The organism is Acidimicrobiales bacterium (assembly GCA_016794585.1).
Taxonomy (GTDB): Bacteria; Actinomycetota; Acidimicrobiia; order Acidimicrobiales; family DATDAH01; genus JAEUJM01.
In genome coordinates, this window is record JAEUJM010000049.1 from 43457 (window position 1) to 65342 (window position 21886).

Genomic DNA, 21886 nt, shown 5'->3' on the forward strand with positions numbered 1-21886 from the left:
GGCAACACGCAGATGGTCATCATCAAGTCGTTCGGCGACGTCTACACGGGCTTCGAGGTGCTCTTCCGGTGGTTCCACGTGCTGGGCGGAATCACCTGGATCGGCCTGCTCTACTTCTTCAACTTCGTCCAGGTGCCGGCCTACGCCGAGCTCAGCCCTGCCGCCCGCGGCGAGGCCTTCGACAAGCTCACGTGGCGGGCCCTGTGGTGGTTCCGCTGGGCCGCCGCCCTCACCTTCGCGACCGGCATCATCATCCTGGGCATCCAGAAGAACCTCGGCCCCAACTTCGCCGACTACTTCGCCGCCCCGCAGGGCACCTCGATCGCCTGGGGCGCCATCCTCGGCACCATCATGTTCCTCAACGTGTGGGGCATCATCTGGCGCAACCAGAAGGTGGTCATCGCCTCCGAGCGCGACAAGCTCGCCGGCGGCCAGGGCGACCCCGAGCAGCCCAACGCGGCCAAGCGCGCCGCCCGGGCCTCTCGCGCCAACGCCCTGTTCTCCATCCCGATGCTGTTCTTCATGCTCTTCACGAGCCACTTCTCCAACGCCTACGCCGACCCCAACGGCGGCGTGCTGTTCGGCGCCTGGGGGATCTTCATCCTCATCGTCGGCTTCATCGAGCTGAGCGCCCTCGGCCTGCTCGGCGGCCTCGACAACGGCTTCAACAAGAACGTGTTCGACAAGCACCGCAACACGATCATCGCCGGGTTCGTGGTCTGGGGCCTGCTGTTCCTCGGCGGGTGGGAGATCGTCATCGGCTCATGACCACCCTCGCGGAGGTCCTCGACCCGGGCTACGTGGCCGACCTGGGGGACAAGGACCTGGACGAGGTGCGCTCGATGCGCGACCAGGCCCAACGGGTGGAGAACGGCGTGTCGTACCTGCGCCGCCTCGCCCAGGGCCACCTCGACATCGTCAACCACGAGCGCACCCGTCGCCGCGACGGAGGTGAGGCCGGCGACCTGTCGGCCCTCATCGGGCAGCTACCGGAGATCCTCTCCGAGCACACCCGTGGGCCCGGCCTCGGCCGCCCCCCGCAGGACCTCGATCCCGCGGTGGTGCCGGCCGAGCTCGAAGCCTCCCTCGACGCCATCGTGGCGGGGGCCGACCTGGCCGACCTCCCCACCCTCGACGACGCGGCGCTCGACACCCTGGCCGAGCGCCTCGGCGCCTACGAGGCCGAGGTGTCGGGCCGGCGCCACGAGCTCCACGGGCGCATCGACACCCTCCAGGACGAGATCAAGCGCCGCTACCGCGACGGTGAGGCCACGGTCGACTCACTGCTGAGCTGACCGGCCTCCCGCCGCCACTGGTGCTTGCCATCGTTTGGGGGATGCTCGCGACTGTCGCGTACACTTTTCTTCCATGCGCAACGATCTGGAGGAGCGTTGGCGCGACCTGGGGGAGTTCATCCGTGAGCAGCGCAAGGTCGGCCAGCTCTCCCTCCGCAAGCTCTCCGAGATGGCGGGGGTGTCCAACCCCTACCTGAGCCAGATCGAGCGGGGCATGCGCAAGCCCTCGGCCGACATCCTGCGCCAGATCGCCCGGGCCCTCGAGATCTCCTCCGAGGAGCTCTACATCCGGGCCGGCATCCTCGACGAGCCCGACGGCGACCCCGACCTCGTGGCCGAGATCCGCCGTGATCCCTACATCACCGAGGACCAGAAGAAGACGCTCGTGCACATCTACGAGTCGTTCCGCCAGAAGACGGGCCCGCCCGAGCTCGAAGCCTGAGAGCGAGGCAGGAATCCCAGCGATGCCTGTGGTGTTGGGGCTTCCGTGGCCAACGTAGCGGTCCTCTCCCTGCACACGTCCCCGCTGGCCCAGCCGGGGTCCGGTGACAGCGGTGGCATGAACGTCTACGTGCGCGAGCTGGTGGGGTCGCTGGCCCAGGCCGGGGTGGCCTGCAACGTGTACGTCCGCCGTTGGAGCGACGACCTGCCCGACGTGGTCGACGTCGAGCCCGGGTTCCGGGTGGTGCACGTCCCCGCGGGGCCGGTGGGCCTGTCGAAAGAGGAGCTGCCCGGCGTGGTCGACGAGTTCGCCGACCGTGTGGCCGAGCACGTCGCCGCGGCCGGTGAGATCGGCACCCTCCACGCCAACTACTGGCTGTCGGGCGTGGCCGGGCACCGCATCAAGCACGCCCTCGACCTGCCCCTGGTGTCCACCTTCCACACCCTCGCCCGGGTGAAGGCCGAGACGGGCGACCCCGAGCCCGACCGGCGCATCCAGGCCGAGACCGAGGTCATCGGCTGCTCGGACGCCATCCTCGCCTCCTGCACGGCCGAGGCCTCCCAGCTCACCCAGCTCTACGGCGCCGACCCCAGCCGCATCGAGATCGTCCCGCCCGGGGTCGACCACGCCTTCTTCTCGCCGGGCGATCAGCGGGGGGCGCGCGCCGCCCTCGGCCTCGGCGATGAGCCCGTCCTGTTGTTCGTGGGTCGCATCCAGCCCCTCAAGGGGGTCGACGTGGCGGTACGCACCCTCGCCGCGCTGGCCCATCCCGATGCCGTGCTGGTGGTGGTCGGCGGCGCCAGCGGCGCCGAGGGCCATCTCGAGGTCGAGCGGGTGCAGAAGCTGGCCGCTGATCTCGGCGTGGCCGACCGCATCCACTGGACCCCACCCCAGCCGCACCACCTGCTCTCGACCTACTACCGCGCCGCGGACGTCTGCCTGGTGCCCAGCCGCTCGGAGTCGTTCGGCCTCGTGGCCCTCGAGGCGGCGGCGTGCGGCACACCCGTGGTGGCGGCGGCGGTGGGCGGCCTGCGCACCATCGTCGCCCACGGCGGCACCGGCTTCCTCGTCGACGGCCGCGACCCGGCCGTGTTCGCCCACTACACCGAAGAACTGCTGGACTCACCGACGCTCCACGCCGAGCTGTCAGCCGCCGCGGCGCAGCGGGCCGCCGGGTACACGTGGTCCACCACCGCGGGGCGCCTGCGTCGTTTGCACAACGACCTCAAGGCCCGGTCGCTCGTGCAGTGCGCCTGAGGTCGCGGTGTCCGAGCAGCCATCGTCCCCCGAGGAGCTCGACCGCCTCACCGCCCTGATCGACGGGTGGCTCGCCGTCCAGCTCGAGGAGAACCCCACCGTCGCCGCGGTGGACCACGGCGAGCCCGGCGAGCGGCGTTGGTACGTACGCCTCGACGGCGAGGAGAAGTCCACCACCACCATCTGGTTCACCCTCGGCCAGCGGACGCTGCACTACGAGACCTACGTCATGCCGGCGCCCGAGGAGAACCACGAGGCCTTCTACGAGCACCTGCTGCGACGCAACCTGAAGCTCTACGGTGCCGCGTTCGCCATCGGCGCGGAGGACGCCGTGTTCCTGGTGGGCCAGCTCCCCAACGCGGCGATCGACCACGACGAGCTCGACCGCATCCTCGGCTCGATGTACGTCTACGTCGAGCAGTTCTTCCGCCCTGCGCTGCGCATCGGCTTCGCCAGTCGGTTCGCTCCGTGAGGGCCGGAGCGTCGTTTCCTTACTTTTCATTGCATTTCAACCTCGAACGCTCTACGGTCCGGAGCGCTCCCGGGGCCCGGGCCAGCACGCTCGGATCGGGGAAGTGCGGGTGACGGCGCTGCGGGCCCCGGGGGCTCGGGGCCACGTCCGGCCGGGGCCGCCGCCGCTGCTGCTCATCTACTCGGTGACGGTCACCGGGATCCTCAACAACACCCTCATCGGGCCCGCCATCCCGGACATCCTCGACGCCTTCGACCAGCCGTCCAGCCGCGCCGGGCTCCTGGTGGCCTCCGGTGCGCTGCCCGGGATCGTCGTGGCCCCCCTGATCGGGGTGCTGGCCGACCGCTTCGGCCGCCGTCGGGTGCTCGTGCCCTGTCTGGTCGTGTTCGGGGTGGGTGGCGGCCTGGCGGCGCTCGCCCCGTCGTTCGCCCTGCTGTTGCTCCTTCGCCTCATCCAGGGAGCGGGTGGCGCCGGGCTCATCAACCTCGCGGTCGTGATCATCGGCGATCACTGGACGGGCACCGAGCGGGCGAAGCTCGTCGGCCGCAACGCCGCCACCCTCACCATCTCGCTGGCCATCTTCCCCGCCGTCGGCGGCCTGCTCACCGAGCTGGGGAGCTGGCGCTGGTCGTTCGCCCCCTATCCGCTGGCCCTCGTCACCGCCGCCCTCATCTGGCGGATGTTGCCCGACATCGAGCTGCACCCCCAGCCGGCGGTGGCCAGCCAGCTCCGCGACGCCGGCCGGGTGCTGCGCCAGCCCCTGCTGGCCCGGGCCACGCTCGCCGCCTTCGGCGTGTTCTTCTTGATCTTCGGGCTGTACCTCACCGTGCTGCCCGTCCTCCTCGAGGACCGCTTCGGCCTCTCCGCCGGCGCCCGCGGCCTGGTGCTCGCGGCGCCGGCCCTCAGCTCCACGGCCGCCGCCCTTGTCGTGGGGCGCCTGAGGGCGGGGTACGGCGGGCGGGCGCTGGTGCTGTTCGGCTCGGTGTGCTTCACCGTGGCCTTCGTGACCATCGGCTTCGCCCCCAGCCTGATCGTCGTGCTCATCGGCGGGCTGTTCTACGGCCTCGGGGAAGGCCTCTCCATCCCCACTTACCAGGACTTCGTGGCCGGCTCGGCGCCCGCCGCCAGCCGTGGTGCGGTCGTGGCGGTCTGGGTGGGCGCGGCGCGCGCCGGGCAGGTGGCCGGCCCCCTCGCCGCGGGCGCCGCCCTCAGCACCCTGCTGCCCGGTGCGGTCTTCGTGGTCGGCGGCGCCCTCGCCGCCGCGACGCTGGTGGCGCAGCTGCGGGCCGACACGTCGGTGCGCCCTGCGCTCCAGGGGACGCCCGCTGGCGAGGGGTAACGTCGCCGCCCATGACGGCGAAGCTGCTGGTGGTCGGGGGCGGGAAGATGGGCGAGGCCCTCGTGGCGGGGCTGGTCGACGCCGGTTGGGCGGCCGCCGACGAGCTCGCCGTCGTCGAGCGCCTGCCCGAGCGCCGGGACGAGCTCGCGGCCCGACTCCCGGGCCTGGTGGTGGTCGACGCCGCCGTCGCCGCCGAGGGGGTGGTCCTCGCGGTCAAGCCCCAGGACGTCGTGGCCGCCTGCGCCGAGCTGCACGCCCACGCCCCGGCCCGGGTGCTGTCCATCGCCGCCGGCGTCACGATCGCCACGCTCGAGGGCGCCCTGCCGCCGGGCACGGCCGTGGTGCGGGCCATGCCCAACACCCCCGCCACGGTGGGCGCCGGCGCCGCCGCCATCGCGGGCGGGACGTCGGCCACCGAGGCCGACCTCGACTGGGCCGACGCCGTCCTCTCGTCGGTCGGCATCGCCGTGCGGGTCCCGGAGGAGCAGCTCGACGCGGTGACGGGCCTGTCCGGCTCGGGCCCCGCCTACGTGTTCCTCGTGGCCGAGGCGCTGATGGAGGCGGGGGCGACCGTCGGGCTCCCCGCCGACGTGACCGAGGCGCTGGTCAACCAGACCCTCCTCGGGGCCGCCCGCCTGCTGGCCGAGACCGACCAGAGCGCGGAGGCGCTGCGCATCGCCGTGACCTCGCCCAACGGCACCACCGCCGCGGGCCTGGCCGTGCTCGACGCCAACGAGGTGCGGCGCGCGGTCGTCGACGCGGTGGTGGCCGCCACCGAGCGCTCCCGCGAGCTCGGCCGGGCCTGAGCACCGCGCCGCGCCGAGCGTCACCGAAGAGCCACACCAGCCCCACTTTCCCCATCAGCAACGCTCCGCTAGCGTGCCGGGCAAGCGGAGAAGGGGTGCAACCCTTGGCACAGCCAAACGCGCTCCCGCGGCTGCTCACCGTGGCCGAGGTGGCGTCCCTCATGAGAGTCTCGACGATGACCGTCTACCGGCTGATCAAGGCCGGGGACCTCGCCGCGATCCGGGTGGGCAAGTCCTACCGGATCAAAGAGAGCGACATCGACGACTTCATCGCCGCCCGCTACACCGAAGCGGGCTGACGGCCCGCTGGTCCTCTGAGGCGGCGCCCACCCGCATGCGCCTCCTCGTCACCTTCGCCGGCGGCTACGGCCACCTGGCCCCGATGCTGCCGATGGCGCGCGCTGTCGCCGCAGCCGGCCACGACGTCGCCGTCGCGCCCCGACCCTCGTTGGTGGGGACCGTCGAGGCGGCGGGCTTCGCGGCGATCGCCACCGGTGACCCGGCCCTGGACCCCGCTCCCGTGCGCCGCCCGCTGCGACCCATCGACCCGGCGGCCGAGGACCGGGTGCTGGTCGAGGGCTTCGCCGGGTCCGTGGCTCGGGACCGAGCCGCCGCCCTCGATGCCCTGCTTCGGCGCTGGGTGCCCGACGTCGTGCTCTGCGACGAGGTCGACTTCGGCGCCATGGTGGCGGCGGAGCGCGCCGGGGTCCCGCACGCCTCGACGGTCTCGATGCCGGCGGGCACCTTCGTGCGCCGCCCGCTGCTGGCCGAGGCGCTGGCGGCGCTGCGGGCGAGGCAGGGCCTCCCGGCGGACCCTGACCTGAGGATGCTCGACCGGCACCTCGTGCTCGTGCCGGCGCCGCCCTCGTTCCGCGACCCCTCGGTCCCCTTGCCGCCGAGCGCCCGCCACGTTCGCCCCGCCGACCCCGAGCCCGCGCGGGGCTCGGCCGGGTGGGCACCGCCGGCGTCCGGGCGGCCGCTCGTCTACGCCAGCCTGGGGACGGCGTTCAACCAGGAGGCGGGCGACCTCTACGCCCGGGTCGTGGCCGGTGTGCGGGACCTGCCGGTCGATCTCCTCGTCACCGTCGGTCGCGAGCTCGACCCCGCCGAGCTCGGCCCGCAACCCGCCAACGTGCGGATCGAGCGCTACGTGCCGCAGTGGGCCGTCCTGCCCCATGCCACGGTGGCCGTCACCCACGGCGGATCGGGCGGCGTCATCGGGGCGCTGGCCCACGGCGTCCCGGTGGTGGCGCTGCCACTGGGCGCCGACCAACCGTCGAATGCCGCCCGGGTCGAGGCGCTGGGCGTGGGGTGCGTGCTCGACGCCGTGACGGCGACGCCGGCCGAGATCGGTGCCGCGGTCTCGCAGACGCTGGACGACCCGGCCGGCCGCGCCGCGGCCGAGCGGTTGCGCGACGAGTGCACGGCCCTGCCGGCGCCAGCTGAGGCGGTGGGGTGGCTGGAGGCGCTCGCCGCGGACGGCGCGGGGTAGCCGGGAGCGGGGCGCGCCCCGTACCGTCGGGGCCGCGATGCCGCTGCGCTACGACACCATCACCTTCCTGTCCGACTACGGGCACGCCGACGAGTTCGTGGGCGTCGTCCACTCGGTGATCCGCTCGATCACGCCCGAGGCGGCGGTGGTCGACCTCACCCACGACATCGCCCCCCACGACGTGCGGGCCGCCGGCCTCCTCCTGGCCCGCAGCGCCCAGTACCTGTGCCCGGGCGTCGTGCTCGCCGTGGTCGACCCCGGCGTGGGCGGCGACCGCCGCTGCGTGGCGGTCGAGGTGGGCGACGGCATGTCCGTGCTGGTCGGCCCCGACAACGGGCTGCTGGCGCCGGCGGTGGCCATGGTCGGCGGCGCCACCCGGGCCGTCGAGCTCACCAACACCGACTTCCACCTGCCCGCAGCGGGCGCCACGTTCGCCGGCCGCGACATCTTCGCCCCCGTGGCCGCCCAGCTGTGCCAGGGCGTCGACCTCGCCGAGCTCGGCGAGCGCATCGAGCCCGGCCTGCTCCAGCCCGGCGTCCTGCCCCTCAGCCGGGAGGAGGACGGCGTGGTCATGGCCCAGGTGCTGTGGGTGGACCGCTTCGGCAACGCACAGCTGAACGTCGACCCCGACGAGCTCGCCGCCTTCGGCGACCGCGTGCGCCTGCGCTACGGCGACACCACCCGCTCCGCCCGTCTCGGCACCACCTACGCCGAGCTCGGCCCGGGCGACGTCGGCCTGCTGGTCGACTCCTACGGCCTGCTCGCGATCGCCGTCAACGGCCACTCCGCCGCCGCCACCCTGGGCCTGGCCGAGGGCGACGAGCTGAGCATCGAAGCCCTCGAGGGCGACGACCCCACCCCGAGCGCCGGCGTGACCACGCCGGTGACGCTCACCGACCCCGCTACCCGGATGAAAGGCGCTCCCCGATGAGGAAGGGCACCACCATCGTGATCGGCCTGCTCCTGCTGCTGATCCTGGGCGCCACGACGCTCCAGCTCTTCTTCCTCGCCCGCTGACATCAGCCCGCCGAAGGGTGTAGACCCGCAGGATCTGATGGTCTAGTTTGGGCGGTCATGGACACCGCCGTGCGGCCGAACCCGCGCACGATCACCGTGGAGACCTTCCTCGCCGACCCCCACGCGGCCAAGTACCGCGACGTGGTCGATCGGGACGCTGACGCCATCGATCGCGTGTTTGCGATCCTCAACGACCATCAGGTCGTCCACGACATGACCAGCGCGACCCGCCTCGACCTCCCGGCGCTCCAGGGTGCAGTGGTGCCCATCGAGGCCGATCCGGTGATCGCCGTCGTCTTTGACGGGCCCCACGGCCAGCGGTTCCGTCAAGCCGTGGGGGTGGCGGTGCGCCTCAAGATGGAGTCGCTGGGGTTTGCGACCACCGGCCGCAAGGGCTCCGTGCGAGCGCAGCGGTTCTCCCGGGCCGAGCGGTACCAACCGCAGACGCCCGAGGCCTGGTCCCAGCGCTCGCGGTCCCGAGCCCTCGCCGCTCTCGAGCGGGTGGCGAACATGGGCGACCCGGAGGAGCAGCGTGAGTCGTCGGCGATCCTCATGGAGGCCTTGGCGGCCACCCGGCGCGCCGAAGGTCGGCCGTTCTGAGTGCTGGTCGTCCTGGACTCTGGGCCGCTCGGTCTGCTGTGCAACGCTCGCGGGGGCCGGATCAACGAGGAGGTGCTCGCGTGGGCGACCTCGGTCGAGGAGCGGGGCGATGACCTCGTGGTCCCTGAGATCGCCGATTACGAGGTCCGTCGGGAGCTGGTGCGAGCAGGGCTCGATCGATCACGTCGTCGCCTCGACGAGCTCGCGAGCGACTTGCGGTACGAGCCGCTGACCACGGCGCAGCTGCGCGTCGCCGCGCGACTCTGGGCCGACGCTCGCAACGCGGGCCGGCCGACCGCTCACGACCACGCCCTCGACGGCGACGTGATCCTCGCCGCCCAGGCCCGGCACCTCGGCGACGACGTCGTCATCGCCACCACCAACCCCGCCCACCTCGCCCGCTACGCCGACGCCCGCCACTGGAACGACATCTGAGGCGACCCGGCGCTCTCAGCCTTCGGCGACCGTGCGGAGGTGTTCAGCGCGCTCGGTGATCAAACGGATCATGTATCGGCGTAGGAACAGCCGGTCGACCGCCCGGCCGACGATCCCGGCGGGAGACCGATAGCTGACCTCATCGATCATGCGGGTGCCGCGGGCGGTCGCTTCGTAGCGGTGCTCATGGCGCCACGATCCGAAGGGACCCTTCTGCATCTCATCGACGAACTGATGGGGGCGATCGAACTCGGTGATCCGCGAGGTCATGCGCCATCGGAGCCCGAGGTGGCGCGCCTCGAAGGTGACCTCTTCATCGAGGTCGATCAGGCCGTGACGGACTCCGGCGACGGCTTGCTCTCCGGACGATCCCATCGAGTCGACGTGCACATCGATGTCGCGTGAGACGTCGAAGCACCGCTGCGGATCGGCTGCGACCTCGGTGACGACCCGAAAGTGCACCACAGCGGCACCCTACGGCGGCGCGGTCAGACCTTGGCGGCGAGGGCGTCGCGGGTGAACTTCCGGGCGCCCCGCGCGATGAGCCAGATGGCCAGGAGCCAGAGCACGGCGCCGATGCCGAGGGCGACGGCCAGGTCGACGAGCAGCAGCCCGGTGGCCTGGCCCATGGCCAGGAAGATGAGGGGCAGGATCACCGCGCCGCCGAGCTGGTTGGCCTCCTGCGCGGTGCGCGCCCGGGCGGACACCCGCACCATCACGCCGAGGCCGAGGGCGGCCACCGCCGGCGCCACCCAGAGGATCATCACCATCCAGAGCTGCGTGGGCAGGAACAGGCGGTGCATCACCGGCCACGCCACCGTGTTGGCCACGGTGGCGAAGCAGAGGAACCCGATCCACGACACCGCCAGCGCGGGGATGAAGGCGCTGGCCAGCTTGGCCAGGAACAGGTCGTTGTCGCGCAGCGGCAGGTGCAGCAGCGACTCGAGGGTCTTGCGCTCCTTCTCACCGGCGAAGGCGTCGGCGGCGAGGACGGCGGAGATCATCAGCGGGACGATGAGGAACAGCGGCGCCAGCAGGTAGCCGTTCACCAGCACCACCATCTGCTCCTCGCGAGGGAGGGAGGTGATGGGGTCGGCCACGCCGGCGGGCAGGCGGGTGAGGAAGTCGTTCACCTCGACGGCCTGGGAGTTCGAGGCGATCAGGCCGATGATCAGCGGCAGCACGATCAGCAGCAGCACGGGGACGAACAGCATCGGCAGGACGACGGCCTTCGAGCGCTTCACCGCGGTGAGGTCCTTGGCCACGACGGCGCGCATGGCGTCGAAGCGGGCCCGGCGGTCACCCGGGGGGCGCTCGGCCACCAGCGCGGGCGCCGGGGCGGGCAGGGCGCTCGCCGAGGAGGCCGGCGCGTCTGGCGTCGCGATGGTCATGCGGCCACCCCTGGGAGGGCCTCGCCGGCCTCGCGCCGGGCCTCGAGCTCGAAGTAGACGTCTTCGAGGGTGGGCGGCCGGGGGGTGGACCCGTAGACCCGGACGCCGGCGTGGACGAGGGCGGCCACCACCTCGGGGAGCACCTCGCGGTCGCGCACCAGCAGTGAGGCCCCGATGTCGGCGGTCGTCACCTCGTGGACGCCGTCGACCCGCTCGATGCGGGTCAGGGCTTCGGCACCGGCCGGCCCGCCGAGGTCGAGGTCGGCGTAGAGCCCGCTCCACAGGTCGGCGGCGATGGCCTCCGGAGCCCCGAAGGCCTCGAGGCGGCCGTGGTGCAGCACCGCCATGCGGTCGGCCAGCTTTCCGGCCTCGCCGAGGAAGTGGGTGCAGAGGATGACGGTGCGGCCGTGCTCGGTGGCGAGCGAGCCGATGTGGGCGACGACGTCGCGGGTGGCCGCCGGGTCGAGGCCCGAGGTGGGCTCGTCGAGGAAGAGCACCTCGGGATCGTGGAGCAGGGCCCGGGCGAGGGCGACCCGCTTGCGCTGGCCGGTCGAGAAGCCGGCGATGTAGCGGTCGGCCTCGTCGCTCATCCCGAAGCGCTCGAGCAGGAGGCCGGCCCGCTCGGCGGCGGCCGCGGTGGGCAGGCCCCGGATGCGTGCCGCGAAGGCCAGGTTCTCCCGGGCGGTCAGGCGTTCGTCCAGGCCGGCGTTCTCGGTGAGCACGCCCGTGCGCCGCCGCACGGCGTCACCGTCGGCCGCGGGGTCGATGCCGAGCACCCGAGCGGTCCCGCCATCGGGCTGCAACACGCCGTTGAGCATGCGGATGGTGGTGGTCTTGCCGGCGCCGTTCGGGCCGAGCAGGGCGAGCACCTCGCCGGGGCGCACGTCGAAGGTGAGGCGGTCGACCGCCTTGCCGCTGGGGAACGCGCGCGTGAGCTCATGGGTCTCGATCGCCATCCCCATCGCCATGGAAGTGCTATCGGCAGCGGAATCTGGTGGACTGAGGGTGTGAACCTGGCGAGCCTCATCGAGCCGCACCCCGCCGACGCCGTCGCCCTCATCAGCCGGGGCGAGAAGACCACCTACGGCGAGCTGCGCGAGCAGGTCGCCAGCTTCCGTGGTGGCCTCGTCGGCCTGGGCCTCGAGCCGGGCGACCGGGTGGCGCTGCTGTGCGCCAACAACTGGTACTTCGTGGTGTCGTACCTGGCCACCCTCGGCGCCGGTCTCGTGGCCGTGCCCCTCAATCCTCTCAGTCCGCATCGGGAGATCGAGCGCGAGCTGGCCGCCATCGGCGCCCGCGCCATCGTCGTGGGCCCGGCCGGTCGCAACGCCTTCGCCTCGGTCGACCGCTCGACCACCCCGGCCCTCGAGTACGTCGTGGGCCCCTCGGGCGCCGGCGTGGGCGAGTCGGTCACGTTCGACCAGCTCCTCGCCGCCGACCCCGCCCCGATCGTCGAACGCGAAGCGGACGATCTCGCCGTGCTCATGTTCACCAGCGGCACCGCAGGGTCACCGAAGGCGGCCATGCTCACCCACGGCAACCTGCTCTCCAACCTCGAGCAGGTGCAGTCCAGCCCGGGCCGCGCGCAGGAGGCGGGCGACGTCAGCTTCGGGGTCATCCCCCTGTTCCACATCTTCGGGCTGAACGTGGTGCTCGGCGGCGCCCTGGACGTGGGCGGGTGCGTGCTGCTCATCGAGCGCTTCGACCCGTCCTCGGCTCTCGAGGCCATCGCCCGCCACCAGGCCACCCTCGTCTCGGGCCCCCCGACCATGTGGGCCGCCCTCGCCGACCAGCCCGACGCCGCCCCGGACGCCTTCGCCTCGGTCCGCCTCGCCACCTCCGGTGCCGCCAAGCTGCCCGACGAGGTGCCCCGCCGGCTCATGGAGCGGTTCGGGGTGCGCCTGGTCGAGGGCTACGGCCTCACCGAGACCTCCCCCGTGGTCGCGACGGCCAACGGCCTGCCCGACGCCCCCGTCGGCTCCATCGGCCGCCCCATCCGCGGCATCGAGATGCGCCTCGTCGACCCCGACGGCGACGACGTGCTCATCGGCGACGAGGGCGAGGTGTGGGTGCGGGGCCCCAACGTCTTCCACGGCTACTGGAACGACCCCGAGGCCACCGCCGCCGCCCTCACCCCTGAGGGCTGGTTGCGCACGGGTGACCTCGCCGTGGTCAACGACGACGGCTACCTCTTCCTGGTGGACCGGGCCAAGGACCTCATCATCGTGTCCGGCTTCAACGTGTACCCCGCCGAGGTGGAGGAGATCCTCATCGAGCATCCCGCGGTCGACGCCGCCGCGGTGGTGGGCGTGCCCCACCCGCACTCCGGTGAGGCGGTGAAGGCCTTCGTGGTTGCAGCCGACGGCTTCGCCGTGGAGGAAGACGACCTCATCGCGTGGTGCGCGGATCAACTGGCCCGCTACAAGTGCCCGTCGAAGGTGATGTTCGTCGACGAACTGCCCCAGAACGTGGCCGGCAAGGTGCTCCGCCGCACCCTGAAGTAGGCCGCTGCGGGTCCCGCTCGGGACTTTGTGAACGGAGGCACGAGCGCGGTACCGTCGCCCGTCATGGAGGGTCGCGCGCCTCGTCCGAAGAAGGCGTCGGCGCGCCACATCCCCGAGGCCACGGTGGCCCGCCTGCCGGTGTACGTCCGCACCCTCCTGGGGCTCGCCGACGACAAGATCGCGACCATCTCGTCCGAGCGGCTGGCCGAGCTGGCCGGCGTCAATGCCGCGCAAGTGCGCAAGGACCTTTCCTACCTCGGCTCTTACGGCACGCGCGGCGTGGGCTACGACGTCGAGTACCTGTTGTTCCAGATGAGCCGCGAGCTGGGGCTCACCCACGACTGGCCCGTCATCATCGCCGGCGTGGGCAACCTGGGCCGCGCCCTCGCCAACTACGGGGGCTTCGGCGACCGCGGCTTTCCCGTGGCCGCGCTGGTCGACGCCGACCCGAAGAAGGTGGGCAAGAGCCTCGGGGGCATCGAGGTGCGCCACATCGACGACCTGCCCGAGATCGTGGGCGAGCACCAGGCCGCCATCGGCATCATCGCCACCCCCGCGGCGGCGGCGCAGGACGTGGCCGACCGCATGGTGGCGGCCGGCGTCAGCTCGATCCTCAACTTCGCGCCCGCCATCGTCACCGTCCCCGACGGGATGTCGCTGCGCAAGGTCGACCTCGCGGTCGAGCTCCAGATCCTCAGCTTCTACCAGCAGCGTCGCACCGACCCCGCCGCCAAGCGCGCCGCCGGCGACGGGTAGGCCGGGCCGTGCCGGTCGAAGAGCCCCTGTACCCCGTGAACCTGCGGGTGGCGGGGCGGCGCTGCCTCGTGGTGGGCGGCGGGCGGGTGGCCGCCGACAAGGTGGCCGGCCTGCTCGAGTGCGACGCCTTCGTGCACGTGGTCGCCCCCGAGATCGGCGAGCTGTTGGCCGAGATGGTGGCGGCCGAGGTGGCGGCGCCGGAGGGAGGCGACCGCCTCACTTGGGACCAACGTCCCTACCGGGCCGCCGATCTCGATGGTCGAATGCTCGTCATCACCGCCACCGCCACGCCCGCGACCAACCACCAGGTCTTCCTCGACGCCCAGCGCGCCGGGGTGCTCGTGAACAGCGCCGACGACCCCGCCAACTGCACCTTCACCCTGCCGTCCCGGGTCCGCCGGGGTCGGCTGCTCGTCACCTTCTCCACGGGGGGTCACAGTCCCGCCCTGGCCACCTGGTTGCGCCGGCGTTTCGAGGCGGAGTTTGGCCCCGAATACGACACACTGATCGATGTGCTCGCTGACGCCCGGCAGTCGATCCGGGCCGAGGGCCGCTCGACCGAGGGTCTCGACTGGCAAGAGGCGCTCGACTCGGGAATGCTGGAGCTGATCCGAGAGGGTCGTGTCGCCGAAGCCAAGGAGCGCCTGCAGGCGTGTCTGTCGTCGTAGTCGGGCTGAACCACCGCACGGTCCCGTTGGACCTGTTGGAGCGCATGACGGTCAGCGACGCGCGCCTGCCCAAGGCCCTGCACGACCTCTGCTCCCGCGACGAGATCGGCGAGGCGGTGCTGCTCTCCACCTGCAACCGCACCGAGGTCTACGCGGTCGTCGAGCGCTTCCACCCGGCCTACCAGGACATTCGCAACTTCCTGTCCGAGATGGCCTACCTCCCGCCTGAGGCCTTCAGCGACCACCTCTACACCCACTACGACGACGAGGCCGTCGAGCACCTCTTCGGCGTCGCCGCCGGCCTCGACTCGGCCGTGCTGGGCGAGAGCGAGATCCTCGGCCAGGTGAAGTCGGCGTGGGAGCTGGCCCAGAGCGAGCAGGCCGCCGGCACGTCGCTCAACATGTTGTTCCGTCACGCCCTCGAGGTGGGCAAGCGGGCCCGCACCGAGACGGCCATCGCCCGCCACATCACCTCGGTGGCGCAGGCCGCGGTGGCCATGGCCACCGATCGCCTCGGCACCCTCGCCGGGAAGCGCATCCTCGTGCTCGGCGCCGGCGACATGGGCCGGGGCATGGTGGCCTCGCTGGCCGAGGCCGACACCGTCGACCCGCCCGAGCTGCTGGTGGCCAACCGCACCTGGGCCAAGGCCGAAGAGGTCGCCGCCGGGGTCGGCGGTCGCGCCGTCCACGTCGACGACGTGCCATCCGTCCTCGCCGACGTCGACGTGCTGCTCACCTCCACCGGCGCCTCATCGATCATGTTCGAGCAGGCCGACTTCGCCCCCGCCCTCGCCCAGCGCAACGGACGTCCGCTGCTCATCGTCGACATCGCCGTGCCCCGCGACATCGACCCGGCCGTCGGCGAGCTCGACGGCGTCACCCTGCTCGACATGGACGACCTGCGGGTCTTCGCCGAGGCCGGCGTCGCCCAGCGCCGGCGTGAGGTCACCGCGGTCGACGGCATCGTCACCGACGAGGTCCAGCGCTACCTGTCGGTCAGCACGGCACGCGAGGTGGCGCCGCTCGTCACCGCCGTGCGCGACAAGGCGGAGGACATCCGCCTCGCCGAGATCGAGCGCCACCGGGCCAAGCTCGACGGCCTGGACGAGCGTGAGCGCGAGGCGGTCGAGGCCCTCACCCGGGGCATCCTCGCCAAGCTGCTCCACGAGCCCACCGTGCGTCTCAAGGACGCGGCGGGCACCCCACGTGGCGACCGTCTGGCCGAGTCGCTGCGCACCCTCTTCGACCTGTGAGTGCCGCGGCGCCGCGCCGTGGCGCTGGCCTCCTCCAGCTCGACCCGTGAGCGGGTGCACCCGTGGGTGACGATGTGCGTCTTCGGGCCGCGACCCGGGGGAGCCCGCTCGCCCTGTGGCAGGTCGAGCACGTCACCGCCCTGCTGGCGCCGGCCGGCATCGAGGTCGAGCCCGTCGTGGTCGAGACCTCCGGCGACGTCGTGCTCGACCGGCCCATCTGGGAGATCGGGGGCAAGGGCGTCTTCGTGAAGGAGGTGCAGGCCGCGGTGCTCGACGGCCGGGCCGACTTCGCCGTGCACTCGGCCAAGGACCTGCCCTCGGTCGAGGTCCCCGGCCTCGTCCTCGCCTGCGTCCCCGAGCGGGGCGAGCCCCGCGACGCTCTCGTGGGCTCGACCCTCGCCGACCTGCCCACCGGCGCCCTCGTGGCCACCGGCTCGGTCCGCCGCCGGGCCCAGCTGGCGTGGCTGCGACCCGACCTCACCTTCACCGGGCTGCGGGGCAACATCGCGACCCGCCTGGCCAAGGCCCCCGACTTCGGCGCCATCGTCATGGCCGCCGCTGCGCTCGAGCGCCTGGGGATGGCCGACCGCGCTGCCGAGGTTCTGGAGCCGTCGGTGATGCTGCCGCAGGTGGGCCAGGGCGCCCTCGCCATCGAGGCCCGAGCCGGCGACGAGCCGGTGCTGTCTGCGTTGACCGCCATCGAGCACGTCCCCAGCCGGGCGGCCGTGGATGCCGAGCGGGGCTTCCTGGCCGAGCTGGGCGGCGACTGCGACCTGCCCGCCGGCGCCCACGCCACCCTCGCCGCCGACGGCTCACTGGAGCTGGAGGGTCTGCTGGCCTCGCTCGACGGCCACGTCGTGCTGCGGGAGTCCGTCGCCGGCGCCGCCTCGGAGACCGCCGCCCTGGGCCACTCCCTGGCCCGGTCCCTGCTCGACGACCACGGCGGCGCCGCCCTCCTCGCCTGAACCCCCGGGTCTCCCTTCCAGTACCCAGAACGAGTAGGGGTGTGGGCTCGGGGGGTTGGCGGGCGCCGCAACCGGGTGGGTTCGTGGTGGACTGAGGCCATGACCGTGTACCTCGTCGGCGCCGGCCCCGGTGACCCCGGGCTGTTGACCGTGCGCGCCGCCGAGGTGCTGGCCGCCGCAGATGTCGTGATCTACGACCGGCTATCGCTCGACGGCCTCCTCGCCCTGGCGCCGGCCGGTGCCGAGCGCATCAGCGTGGCCAAGGTGCCGGGCGGGCTGTCCACGCCGCAGGACGAGATCAACGCCCTGCTGGTCGAGCGGGGGCGGGCGGGGCAGGCCGTGGTGCGCCTGAAGGGCGGTGACCCGTTCGTGTTCGCCCGGGGCGGCGAGGAGGCGGCGGCGCTGCTGGCGGCCGAGGTGCCCTTCGAGGTCGTCCCCGGGGTGACGTCGGCCATCGCGGTGCCCGCCTACGCCGGCATCCCCGTCACCCTACGCCACTCGTCGACGTCGTTCACCGTCGTGACCGGCCACGAGGACCCGACCCGCCCCGAGTCGTCGGTGAACTGGGAGGCCGTGGCGCAGGTCGGCGGCACCATCGTGGTGCTCATGGGGGTGGGGCGCATCCGGGCCATCGCCGACCGCCTGATGGCCGGCGGGCTGTCGCCGGACACGCCGGCGGCGTCGGTGCAGTGGGGCACCCGGCCCGAGCAGCGCACCATCCGGGCCACCCTCGGCGCGCTGGCCGACCAGCCGCTCGCCTCGCCCTCGACCATCGTCATCGGCGAGGTGGCGGCGCAGGACCTGTCCTGGTTCGAGTCCCGCCCGCTGTTCGGCAAGGGGGTGGTCGTCACCCGCGCCCGCGAGCAGGCCTCGGCGCTGGTGAAGGCCCTGGAGTGGGCCGGTGCCTCCACCGTCGAGCTCGCCGCCATCGAGATCACCGAGCCCGCCGACGGCGGCGCGGCCCTGCGGGCGGCGTCCGCCGCCACGGCGGCGGGGAAGTACGACTGGGTGGTCCTCACCTCGGTGAACGGCGCCACCCGCTTCCTCGACGAGCTGCGCGATGCCCGGGCCCTCGGCGGGGTGTCGGTGGCGGCCATCGGCCCCGGGACGGCGGGCGCGCTCGCCGCCCGCAACATCGTGGCCGACCTGCTCCCGGAGGAGTACGTGGCCGAGTCGCTGCTCGCCGCCTTCCCGGCGCCGCCGTCCGACCGTGGGGGACGCGTCCTCCTACCCCGGGCGGCGGTCGCCCGCGACGTGCTGCCGGAGGGCCTGCGGGCCGCGGGCTGGCAGGTCGACGTGGTCGAGGCCTACCGCACCGTCACGGCGGCGCCCACGGCGGCCGAGCGCGAGGCCGCCGCCACCGCCGACATCATCACCTTCACCGCGTCCTCGACGGTCGAGCGCTACCTCGAGATCAAGGGCGACGACCCGGTCCCGCCCCTCGTCGCCTGCATCGGCCCCGTCACCGCTGACACCGCCCGCGCCCACGGCCTCCGCGTCGACGTCGTCGCCGCCGAGCACACCATCCCCGGCCTGGTGGCGGCGCTGGCGGCGCACGTGGCCCGCTGACGCCGCCGGCCCGTCAGCCGGTGGGGAGGACGATCATCTTGGGGCGGGTCATCTCGTGGACGGTGTGGGACATGCCACCCATGCCGAGGCCGCTGGGGCCGCGGCCGCCGAAGGGCATCCAGTCGACCCGGAAGGCGGTGTGGTCGTTGATCATCACCGAGGAGGCGTTGAGGCGGGTGGCGGCCCGCATGGCGGCGTCGACGTCCTGGGCCAGGACGGCCGCCTGGAAGGCCCAGGGGAGCGAGTTGGCCCGGGCGATGGCGTCGTCGAGGCCCGAGGTGCGGGTGACGTTGACCAGAGGGCCGAAGACCTCGTCGGTCATCACGGTGGCGTCGGCGGGAGGGTCGACGAGCAGTGTCGGGGCGTAGCACTGGTGGTCCAGTCGCTCGCCGCCCGCGGCCACGGTGGCCCCGGCGGCAGCCGCGGCCTGGACCCAGTCGTCCACCCGATCCACCTCGCCCTGGCGGATCAGCGGCCCCACCTGCGTCGTCGGGTCGAGCGGGTCACCCACCACCAGGTCGGCGACGCCGGCGACCAGCCGCTCGACCAGCTCGTCGGCCACGGCGGCGTCGGCGAAGACCCGCTGCACCGACACGCACACCTGGCCGGCGTGGTAGTAGCCGCCCTTCAAGATGGCGGGGACGGCCTTGTCGAGGTCAGCCGACGCATCGACGATCAGCGGGGCCACGCCGCCGTGCTCGAGCGCGGCGCGCACGCCCGGCGCCAGCTTCGAGCGCAGCGCCCACCCCACCCGGGCCGAGCCGATGAAGCTGAAGAAGCCGATGCGGTCGCTGGTGACGGCCCGCTCGGCCACGTCGTTCTCACAGGGGGAGATCACGCACCAGTCCTCGGGCAGCCCCGCCTCCGCGTAGATGCCGCCGAGGGCGACCGCCGACAGGGGGGTGGGGCTGGCGGGCTTCACGAAGACCGGGCAGCCGGCGGCGATGGCGGGGCCGGTCTGGTGCACGATCAGGTTCAGGGGGTGGTTGAAGGCGCTGACCGCCACGACCGCCCCGATGGGCTCACGGGTGGTGAAGGCCAGGCGCCCCGCCGACGCCGGCGTGAGCCCCATGGGGACCTCCTCGCCGGCCTGGTGGCCGACCTCCTCGGCGCAGAGCTCGAGGCCGTTGGCGGCGCGGTCCACCTCGACGAGGGCGTCGGTGAGGGGCTTGCCGCCCTCGGAGGCGATGAGGCGGGCCAGCTCCTCGCGTCGGCCGGCGACCAGCGCGGCGGCGCCCTTCAGCACCTCGATGCGCTGGTGCGCCGGCAGCCAGCGGTCGCGGTCGGCGACCATCGCCGCCTGGCGGGCGACGGTGGCGTCCACGACCCCGGCCGGCGCCAGCTCGACGCTGCCGACCACCTCGCCCGTGTACGGCGAGGCGATCACCCGTCGAGCCATCAGCGGGCGAGGATCTGGCCGCAGCGCTCGGTGAGGAGCATGTTCTCGCGGTAGTCGACGGGGACGATGATGAGCGACGGTCGGTCGGTCTGGGCGAAGGCCTCGCGCAGCGTGGGCCGGAAGTCGTCGGCGGCCTCGATCCGGCGGGTGAAGCACCCGAAGGCCTCGCCCAACCTCAGGAAGTCGGGGTTGGCGAACTTCGTGTGCGAGCTCTGCCCGAAGCCGATGGTCTGCTTCCACTTGATGAGGCCGTACTCGCCGTCCTCCCACACCACCTGCACGCAGGGCACGCCGTACATCGCGGCGGTGGCCAGCTCCTGCACGTTCATCATGAAGCCGCCGTCGCCCTGCAGCGCGACGACGTTGCGGTCGGGGTGGACCATCTTCGCCGAGATCGAACCGGGCAGGGACCCGGCCATCGAGCAGAAGCCGTTGGAGATGATGCAGGTGTTGGGCTCGTAGGTGGGGTAGTGGCGGGCGGTCCACATCTTGTGGGCGCCGACGTCGCTGATGAGGATGTCGTCGTCGGCCAGCTCCTGGCGCAGGTCGTGGAGGATGCGCTGGGGCTTCATTGGGAAGCCGTCGTCCTCGGCGTACTCGACGGTGAGCTCGTGCACGAGGGTGCGGCGCACCTCGGCGAACTCGGCCACGTCGGCCTTGCGGTGGTCGTCGCCGAGGCGCTCGTTGATCTCCCACATGGCGCCGGCGATGTCACCCACCACCTCGACGTCGGGCCGGTAGGCGCCGTCCACCTCGGCGGGCAGGAAGTCGATGTGGAGGATGGGCTTGTCGTGCTGGGGGTTCCAGCGCGCCGGGTGCCACTCGACCATGTCGTTGCCGACCGAGATGACGAGGTCGGCGTGCTCGAACACCGTCTGCACGTGGTCGCGGATGCCGAGGCCGGCGGCGAAGAGGCTCTGGTCGTGGCGGTCGGAGATGACACCCTTGGCCATGAAGGTCATGGCCGCATAGATGCCCGTCTCGTCGACGAAGCGGTTGAGCTGCTTGGTGACCCGCGTGCGGGCGCACCCGTTGCCGATCAGGAGGACGGGTCGCTCGGCGGCGGCGATCATGGCCATGGCCGCCTCGATGGACTTGTCGTCGGCGATGGGCCGTCGCACCTTCAAGCCGGGGACGATGGGGACGTCGTCGACCTCCTCCTTGGCGATGTCCTCGGGCAGCTCGATGTGGGTGGCGCCGGGCTTCTCGGCCTGGGCCAGCTTGAAGGCCTTGCGCACGATCTCGGGGATGGTGCGGGCGTCGTAGACGGACTCGGCCCACTTGGTGATGGGGCCGAACATGGCCACGACGTCCATGGCCTGGTGCGACTCCTTGTGGAGGCGGGTGACCGCCCCCTGGCCGGTGATGGCCACGAGCGGCGAGTGGTCCATGTCGGCCTGGCCGACGCCGGTCATCAGGTTGGTGGCGCCGGGGCCGAGGGTGCCGAGGCAGACGCCGGCCTTGCCGGTCATGCGCCCGTACATGTCGGCCATGTAGGCCGCGCCCTGCTCGTGGCGGCACACGATGAACTCGATGGGCGAGTCCAGCAGGGAGATCATCAGGTCGGCGTTCTCCTCGCCGGGGACGCCGAAGATGTACTCGACCCCCTCGGCCTCGAGGCATCGCAGGAACAGGTCGCTGGCCTTCATGGGACTCCCATCCACGGCGGCGAGGGCGGCGCGAGCATGTCACGACGCGGCGGCGCCTGCTCGGGAGACCCGCCGTCCGCCGGTACTGACGAGGACCACCGCCGAGCGACAGGCCGCTGCCGAGGTCGTGGTCCAAGACCGGCGCCCCGCCGAGCGGCGGCTGGCGATGGCGCCGGATACCGCCGAGCGCCTCGTGGTGGCCAAGGCGTCGACCGTGCCCTCCGTCCCGGGGAGAAGAGCAACGCCCTGCTCAGGGGCGTCTCGTCGCGTCGGCCGTCACGGCCAATTCGACCTGAACTTGGTGGGGCGAAAGGCGCGAGGACGGAGGTGTGCTCCTCGCCGGCGGCAATGTTCGCCGCCTTCGCCACGCACCGTGGCCACCCGTCCCAATCCTCGCCGATTCAAGCGCCTTTGGAGGAAATACCCCCTCGATATCGGCGCTTCTGACTGATCCGTGGGTCGGTTCGGGCGGTTATCCGCGAGCGCACCCCGCCTGCTTCTTAGGTTTCGGGCTGTCTGACGGTCCGAACCAGGGAGGCAGAGCGGGGTGCGCGAACGGAGCGTATGGCAGCGGGCG

The 21886-nt window shown here is 72.6% G+C and carries 23 protein-coding genes; 18 read left to right on the forward strand and 5 right to left on the reverse strand.

All coding sequences use genetic code 11. The features are described 5' to 3' along the window. Positions 1-12: 12 nt before the first annotated feature. From JNK12_25130 to JNK12_25185, 12 genes are all read left to right on the forward strand, one after another. Positions 13-768, forward strand: a complete 756-nt coding sequence (locus JNK12_25130; protein ID MBL8779231.1) for a urate hydroxylase PuuD — start codon at positions 13-15, stop codon at positions 766-768. Beyond that, a complete protein-coding gene (locus tag JNK12_25135; GenBank protein ID MBL8779232.1) occupies positions 765-1295 on the forward strand; it encodes a hypothetical protein in 531 nt (176 codons plus the stop codon). Before JNK12_25130 ends, JNK12_25135 begins: the two co-directional genes overlap by 4 nt. A gap of 73 nt (positions 1296-1368) precedes the next feature. Then, positions 1369-1737, forward strand: coding sequence for a helix-turn-helix transcriptional regulator (locus JNK12_25140; GenBank protein ID MBL8779233.1), 369 nt, complete (start codon positions 1369-1371; stop codon positions 1735-1737). Positions 1738-1782: 45 nt separating this feature from the next. Further along, positions 1783-2994: a glycosyltransferase gene (locus JNK12_25145; GenBank protein MBL8779234.1), complete on the forward strand. Its 1212-nt coding sequence runs from the start codon at positions 1783-1785 to the stop codon at positions 2992-2994. 7 nt (positions 2995-3001) lie between these two features. Then, positions 3002-3466 carry a YbjN domain-containing protein gene (locus JNK12_25150; GenBank protein ID MBL8779235.1) on the forward strand — a complete coding sequence of 155 codons (465 nt, stop codon included), beginning with the start codon at positions 3002-3004 and terminating at the stop codon, positions 3464-3466. Between the two features lie 109 nt (positions 3467-3575). Next, positions 3576-4805, forward strand: coding sequence for an MFS transporter (locus JNK12_25155; protein MBL8779236.1), 1230 nt, complete (start codon positions 3576-3578; stop codon positions 4803-4805). An 11-nt stretch (positions 4806-4816) separates the two neighbouring features. Next, complete coding sequence (locus tag JNK12_25160) at positions 4817-5611, forward strand: pyrroline-5-carboxylate reductase (GenBank protein MBL8779237.1); 795 nt, start codon at positions 4817-4819, stop codon at positions 5609-5611. A 161-nt stretch (positions 5612-5772) separates the two neighbouring features. After that, positions 5773-5910 (forward strand): helix-turn-helix domain-containing protein, encoded by a 138-nt coding sequence (locus JNK12_25165; protein ID MBL8779238.1) that lies wholly within the window; start codon positions 5773-5775, stop codon positions 5908-5910. A gap of 35 nt (positions 5911-5945) precedes the next feature. Beyond that, positions 5946-7103: a glycosyltransferase family 1 protein gene (locus tag JNK12_25170; GenBank protein MBL8779239.1), complete on the forward strand. Its 1158-nt coding sequence runs from the start codon at positions 5946-5948 to the stop codon at positions 7101-7103. Positions 7104-7140: 37 nt separating this feature from the next. Continuing rightward, on the forward strand, positions 7141-8034 hold the full coding sequence (locus JNK12_25175; GenBank protein ID MBL8779240.1) for an SAM-dependent chlorinase/fluorinase: 894 nt from the start codon (positions 7141-7143) through the stop codon (positions 8032-8034). A 143-nt stretch (positions 8035-8177) separates the two neighbouring features. Further along, positions 8178-8720, forward strand: a complete 543-nt coding sequence (locus tag JNK12_25180; GenBank protein ID MBL8779241.1) for a hypothetical protein — start codon at positions 8178-8180, stop codon at positions 8718-8720. Continuing rightward, on the forward strand, positions 8721-9155 hold the full coding sequence (locus tag JNK12_25185) for a PIN domain-containing protein (protein ID MBL8779242.1): 435 nt from the start codon (positions 8721-8723) through the stop codon (positions 9153-9155). 15 nt (positions 9156-9170) lie between these two features. Here the strand turns inward: JNK12_25185 and JNK12_25190 are convergent, their stop codons facing one another. The 3 genes from JNK12_25190 to JNK12_25200 are packed head-to-tail and all read right to left on the reverse strand — an operon-like array spanning position 9171 to position 11502. After that, positions 9171-9617: an SRPBCC family protein gene (locus tag JNK12_25190; GenBank protein ID MBL8779243.1), complete on the reverse strand. Its 447-nt coding sequence runs from the start codon at positions 9615-9617 to the stop codon at positions 9171-9173. Positions 9618-9643: 26 nt separating this feature from the next. Beyond that, positions 9644-10546, reverse strand: coding sequence for an ABC transporter permease (locus JNK12_25195; GenBank protein MBL8779244.1), 903 nt, complete (start codon positions 10544-10546; stop codon positions 9644-9646). Beyond that, the gene (locus JNK12_25200; protein ID MBL8779245.1) at positions 10543-11502 is read right to left on the reverse strand and encodes an ABC transporter ATP-binding protein; all 960 of its coding nucleotides are present in this window, start codon (positions 11500-11502) and stop codon (positions 10543-10545) included. The genes JNK12_25195 and JNK12_25200 overlap by 4 nt, the downstream gene beginning before the upstream one ends. 51 nt (positions 11503-11553) lie before the next feature. Here JNK12_25200 and JNK12_25205 point away from each other — a divergent pair, with 51 nt between their 5' ends. From JNK12_25205 to cobA, 6 genes are all read left to right on the forward strand, one after another. Next, positions 11554-13050, forward strand: a complete 1497-nt coding sequence (locus JNK12_25205) for an AMP-binding protein (GenBank protein MBL8779246.1) — start codon at positions 11554-11556, stop codon at positions 13048-13050. Positions 13051-13113: 63 nt separating this feature from the next. Next, complete coding sequence (locus JNK12_25210) at positions 13114-13806, forward strand: redox-sensing transcriptional repressor Rex (protein MBL8779247.1); 693 nt, start codon at positions 13114-13116, stop codon at positions 13804-13806. 8 nt (positions 13807-13814) lie between these two features. Continuing rightward, complete coding sequence (locus JNK12_25215; protein ID MBL8779248.1) at positions 13815-14474, forward strand: bifunctional precorrin-2 dehydrogenase/sirohydrochlorin ferrochelatase; 660 nt, start codon at positions 13815-13817, stop codon at positions 14472-14474. Next, positions 14459-15727: a glutamyl-tRNA reductase gene (locus tag JNK12_25220; protein MBL8779249.1), complete on the forward strand. Its 1269-nt coding sequence runs from the start codon at positions 14459-14461 to the stop codon at positions 15725-15727. Before JNK12_25215 ends, JNK12_25220 begins: the two co-directional genes overlap by 16 nt. Before the next feature lie 62 nt (positions 15728-15789). Beyond that, on the forward strand, positions 15790-16692 hold the full coding sequence (gene hemC, locus JNK12_25225) for a hydroxymethylbilane synthase (protein MBL8779250.1): 903 nt from the start codon (positions 15790-15792) through the stop codon (positions 16690-16692). 99 nt (positions 16693-16791) lie between these two features. Next, the gene (gene cobA, locus JNK12_25230; protein ID MBL8779251.1) at positions 16792-18261 is read left to right on the forward strand and encodes a uroporphyrinogen-III C-methyltransferase; all 1470 of its coding nucleotides are present in this window, start codon (positions 16792-16794) and stop codon (positions 18259-18261) included. A gap of 13 nt (positions 18262-18274) precedes the next feature. On the opposite strand, the gene JNK12_25235 is transcribed toward cobA, so the two are convergent. Both JNK12_25235 and JNK12_25240 read right to left on the reverse strand, forming a co-directional pair. Then, on the reverse strand, positions 18275-19660 hold the full coding sequence (locus tag JNK12_25235; GenBank protein ID MBL8779252.1) for an aldehyde dehydrogenase family protein: 1386 nt from the start codon (positions 19658-19660) through the stop codon (positions 18275-18277). Continuing rightward, complete coding sequence (locus tag JNK12_25240) at positions 19660-21309, reverse strand: acetolactate synthase large subunit (GenBank protein MBL8779253.1); 1650 nt, start codon at positions 21307-21309, stop codon at positions 19660-19662. Before JNK12_25240 ends, JNK12_25235 begins: the two co-directional genes overlap by 1 nt. Positions 21310-21886 lie beyond the last annotated feature (577 nt).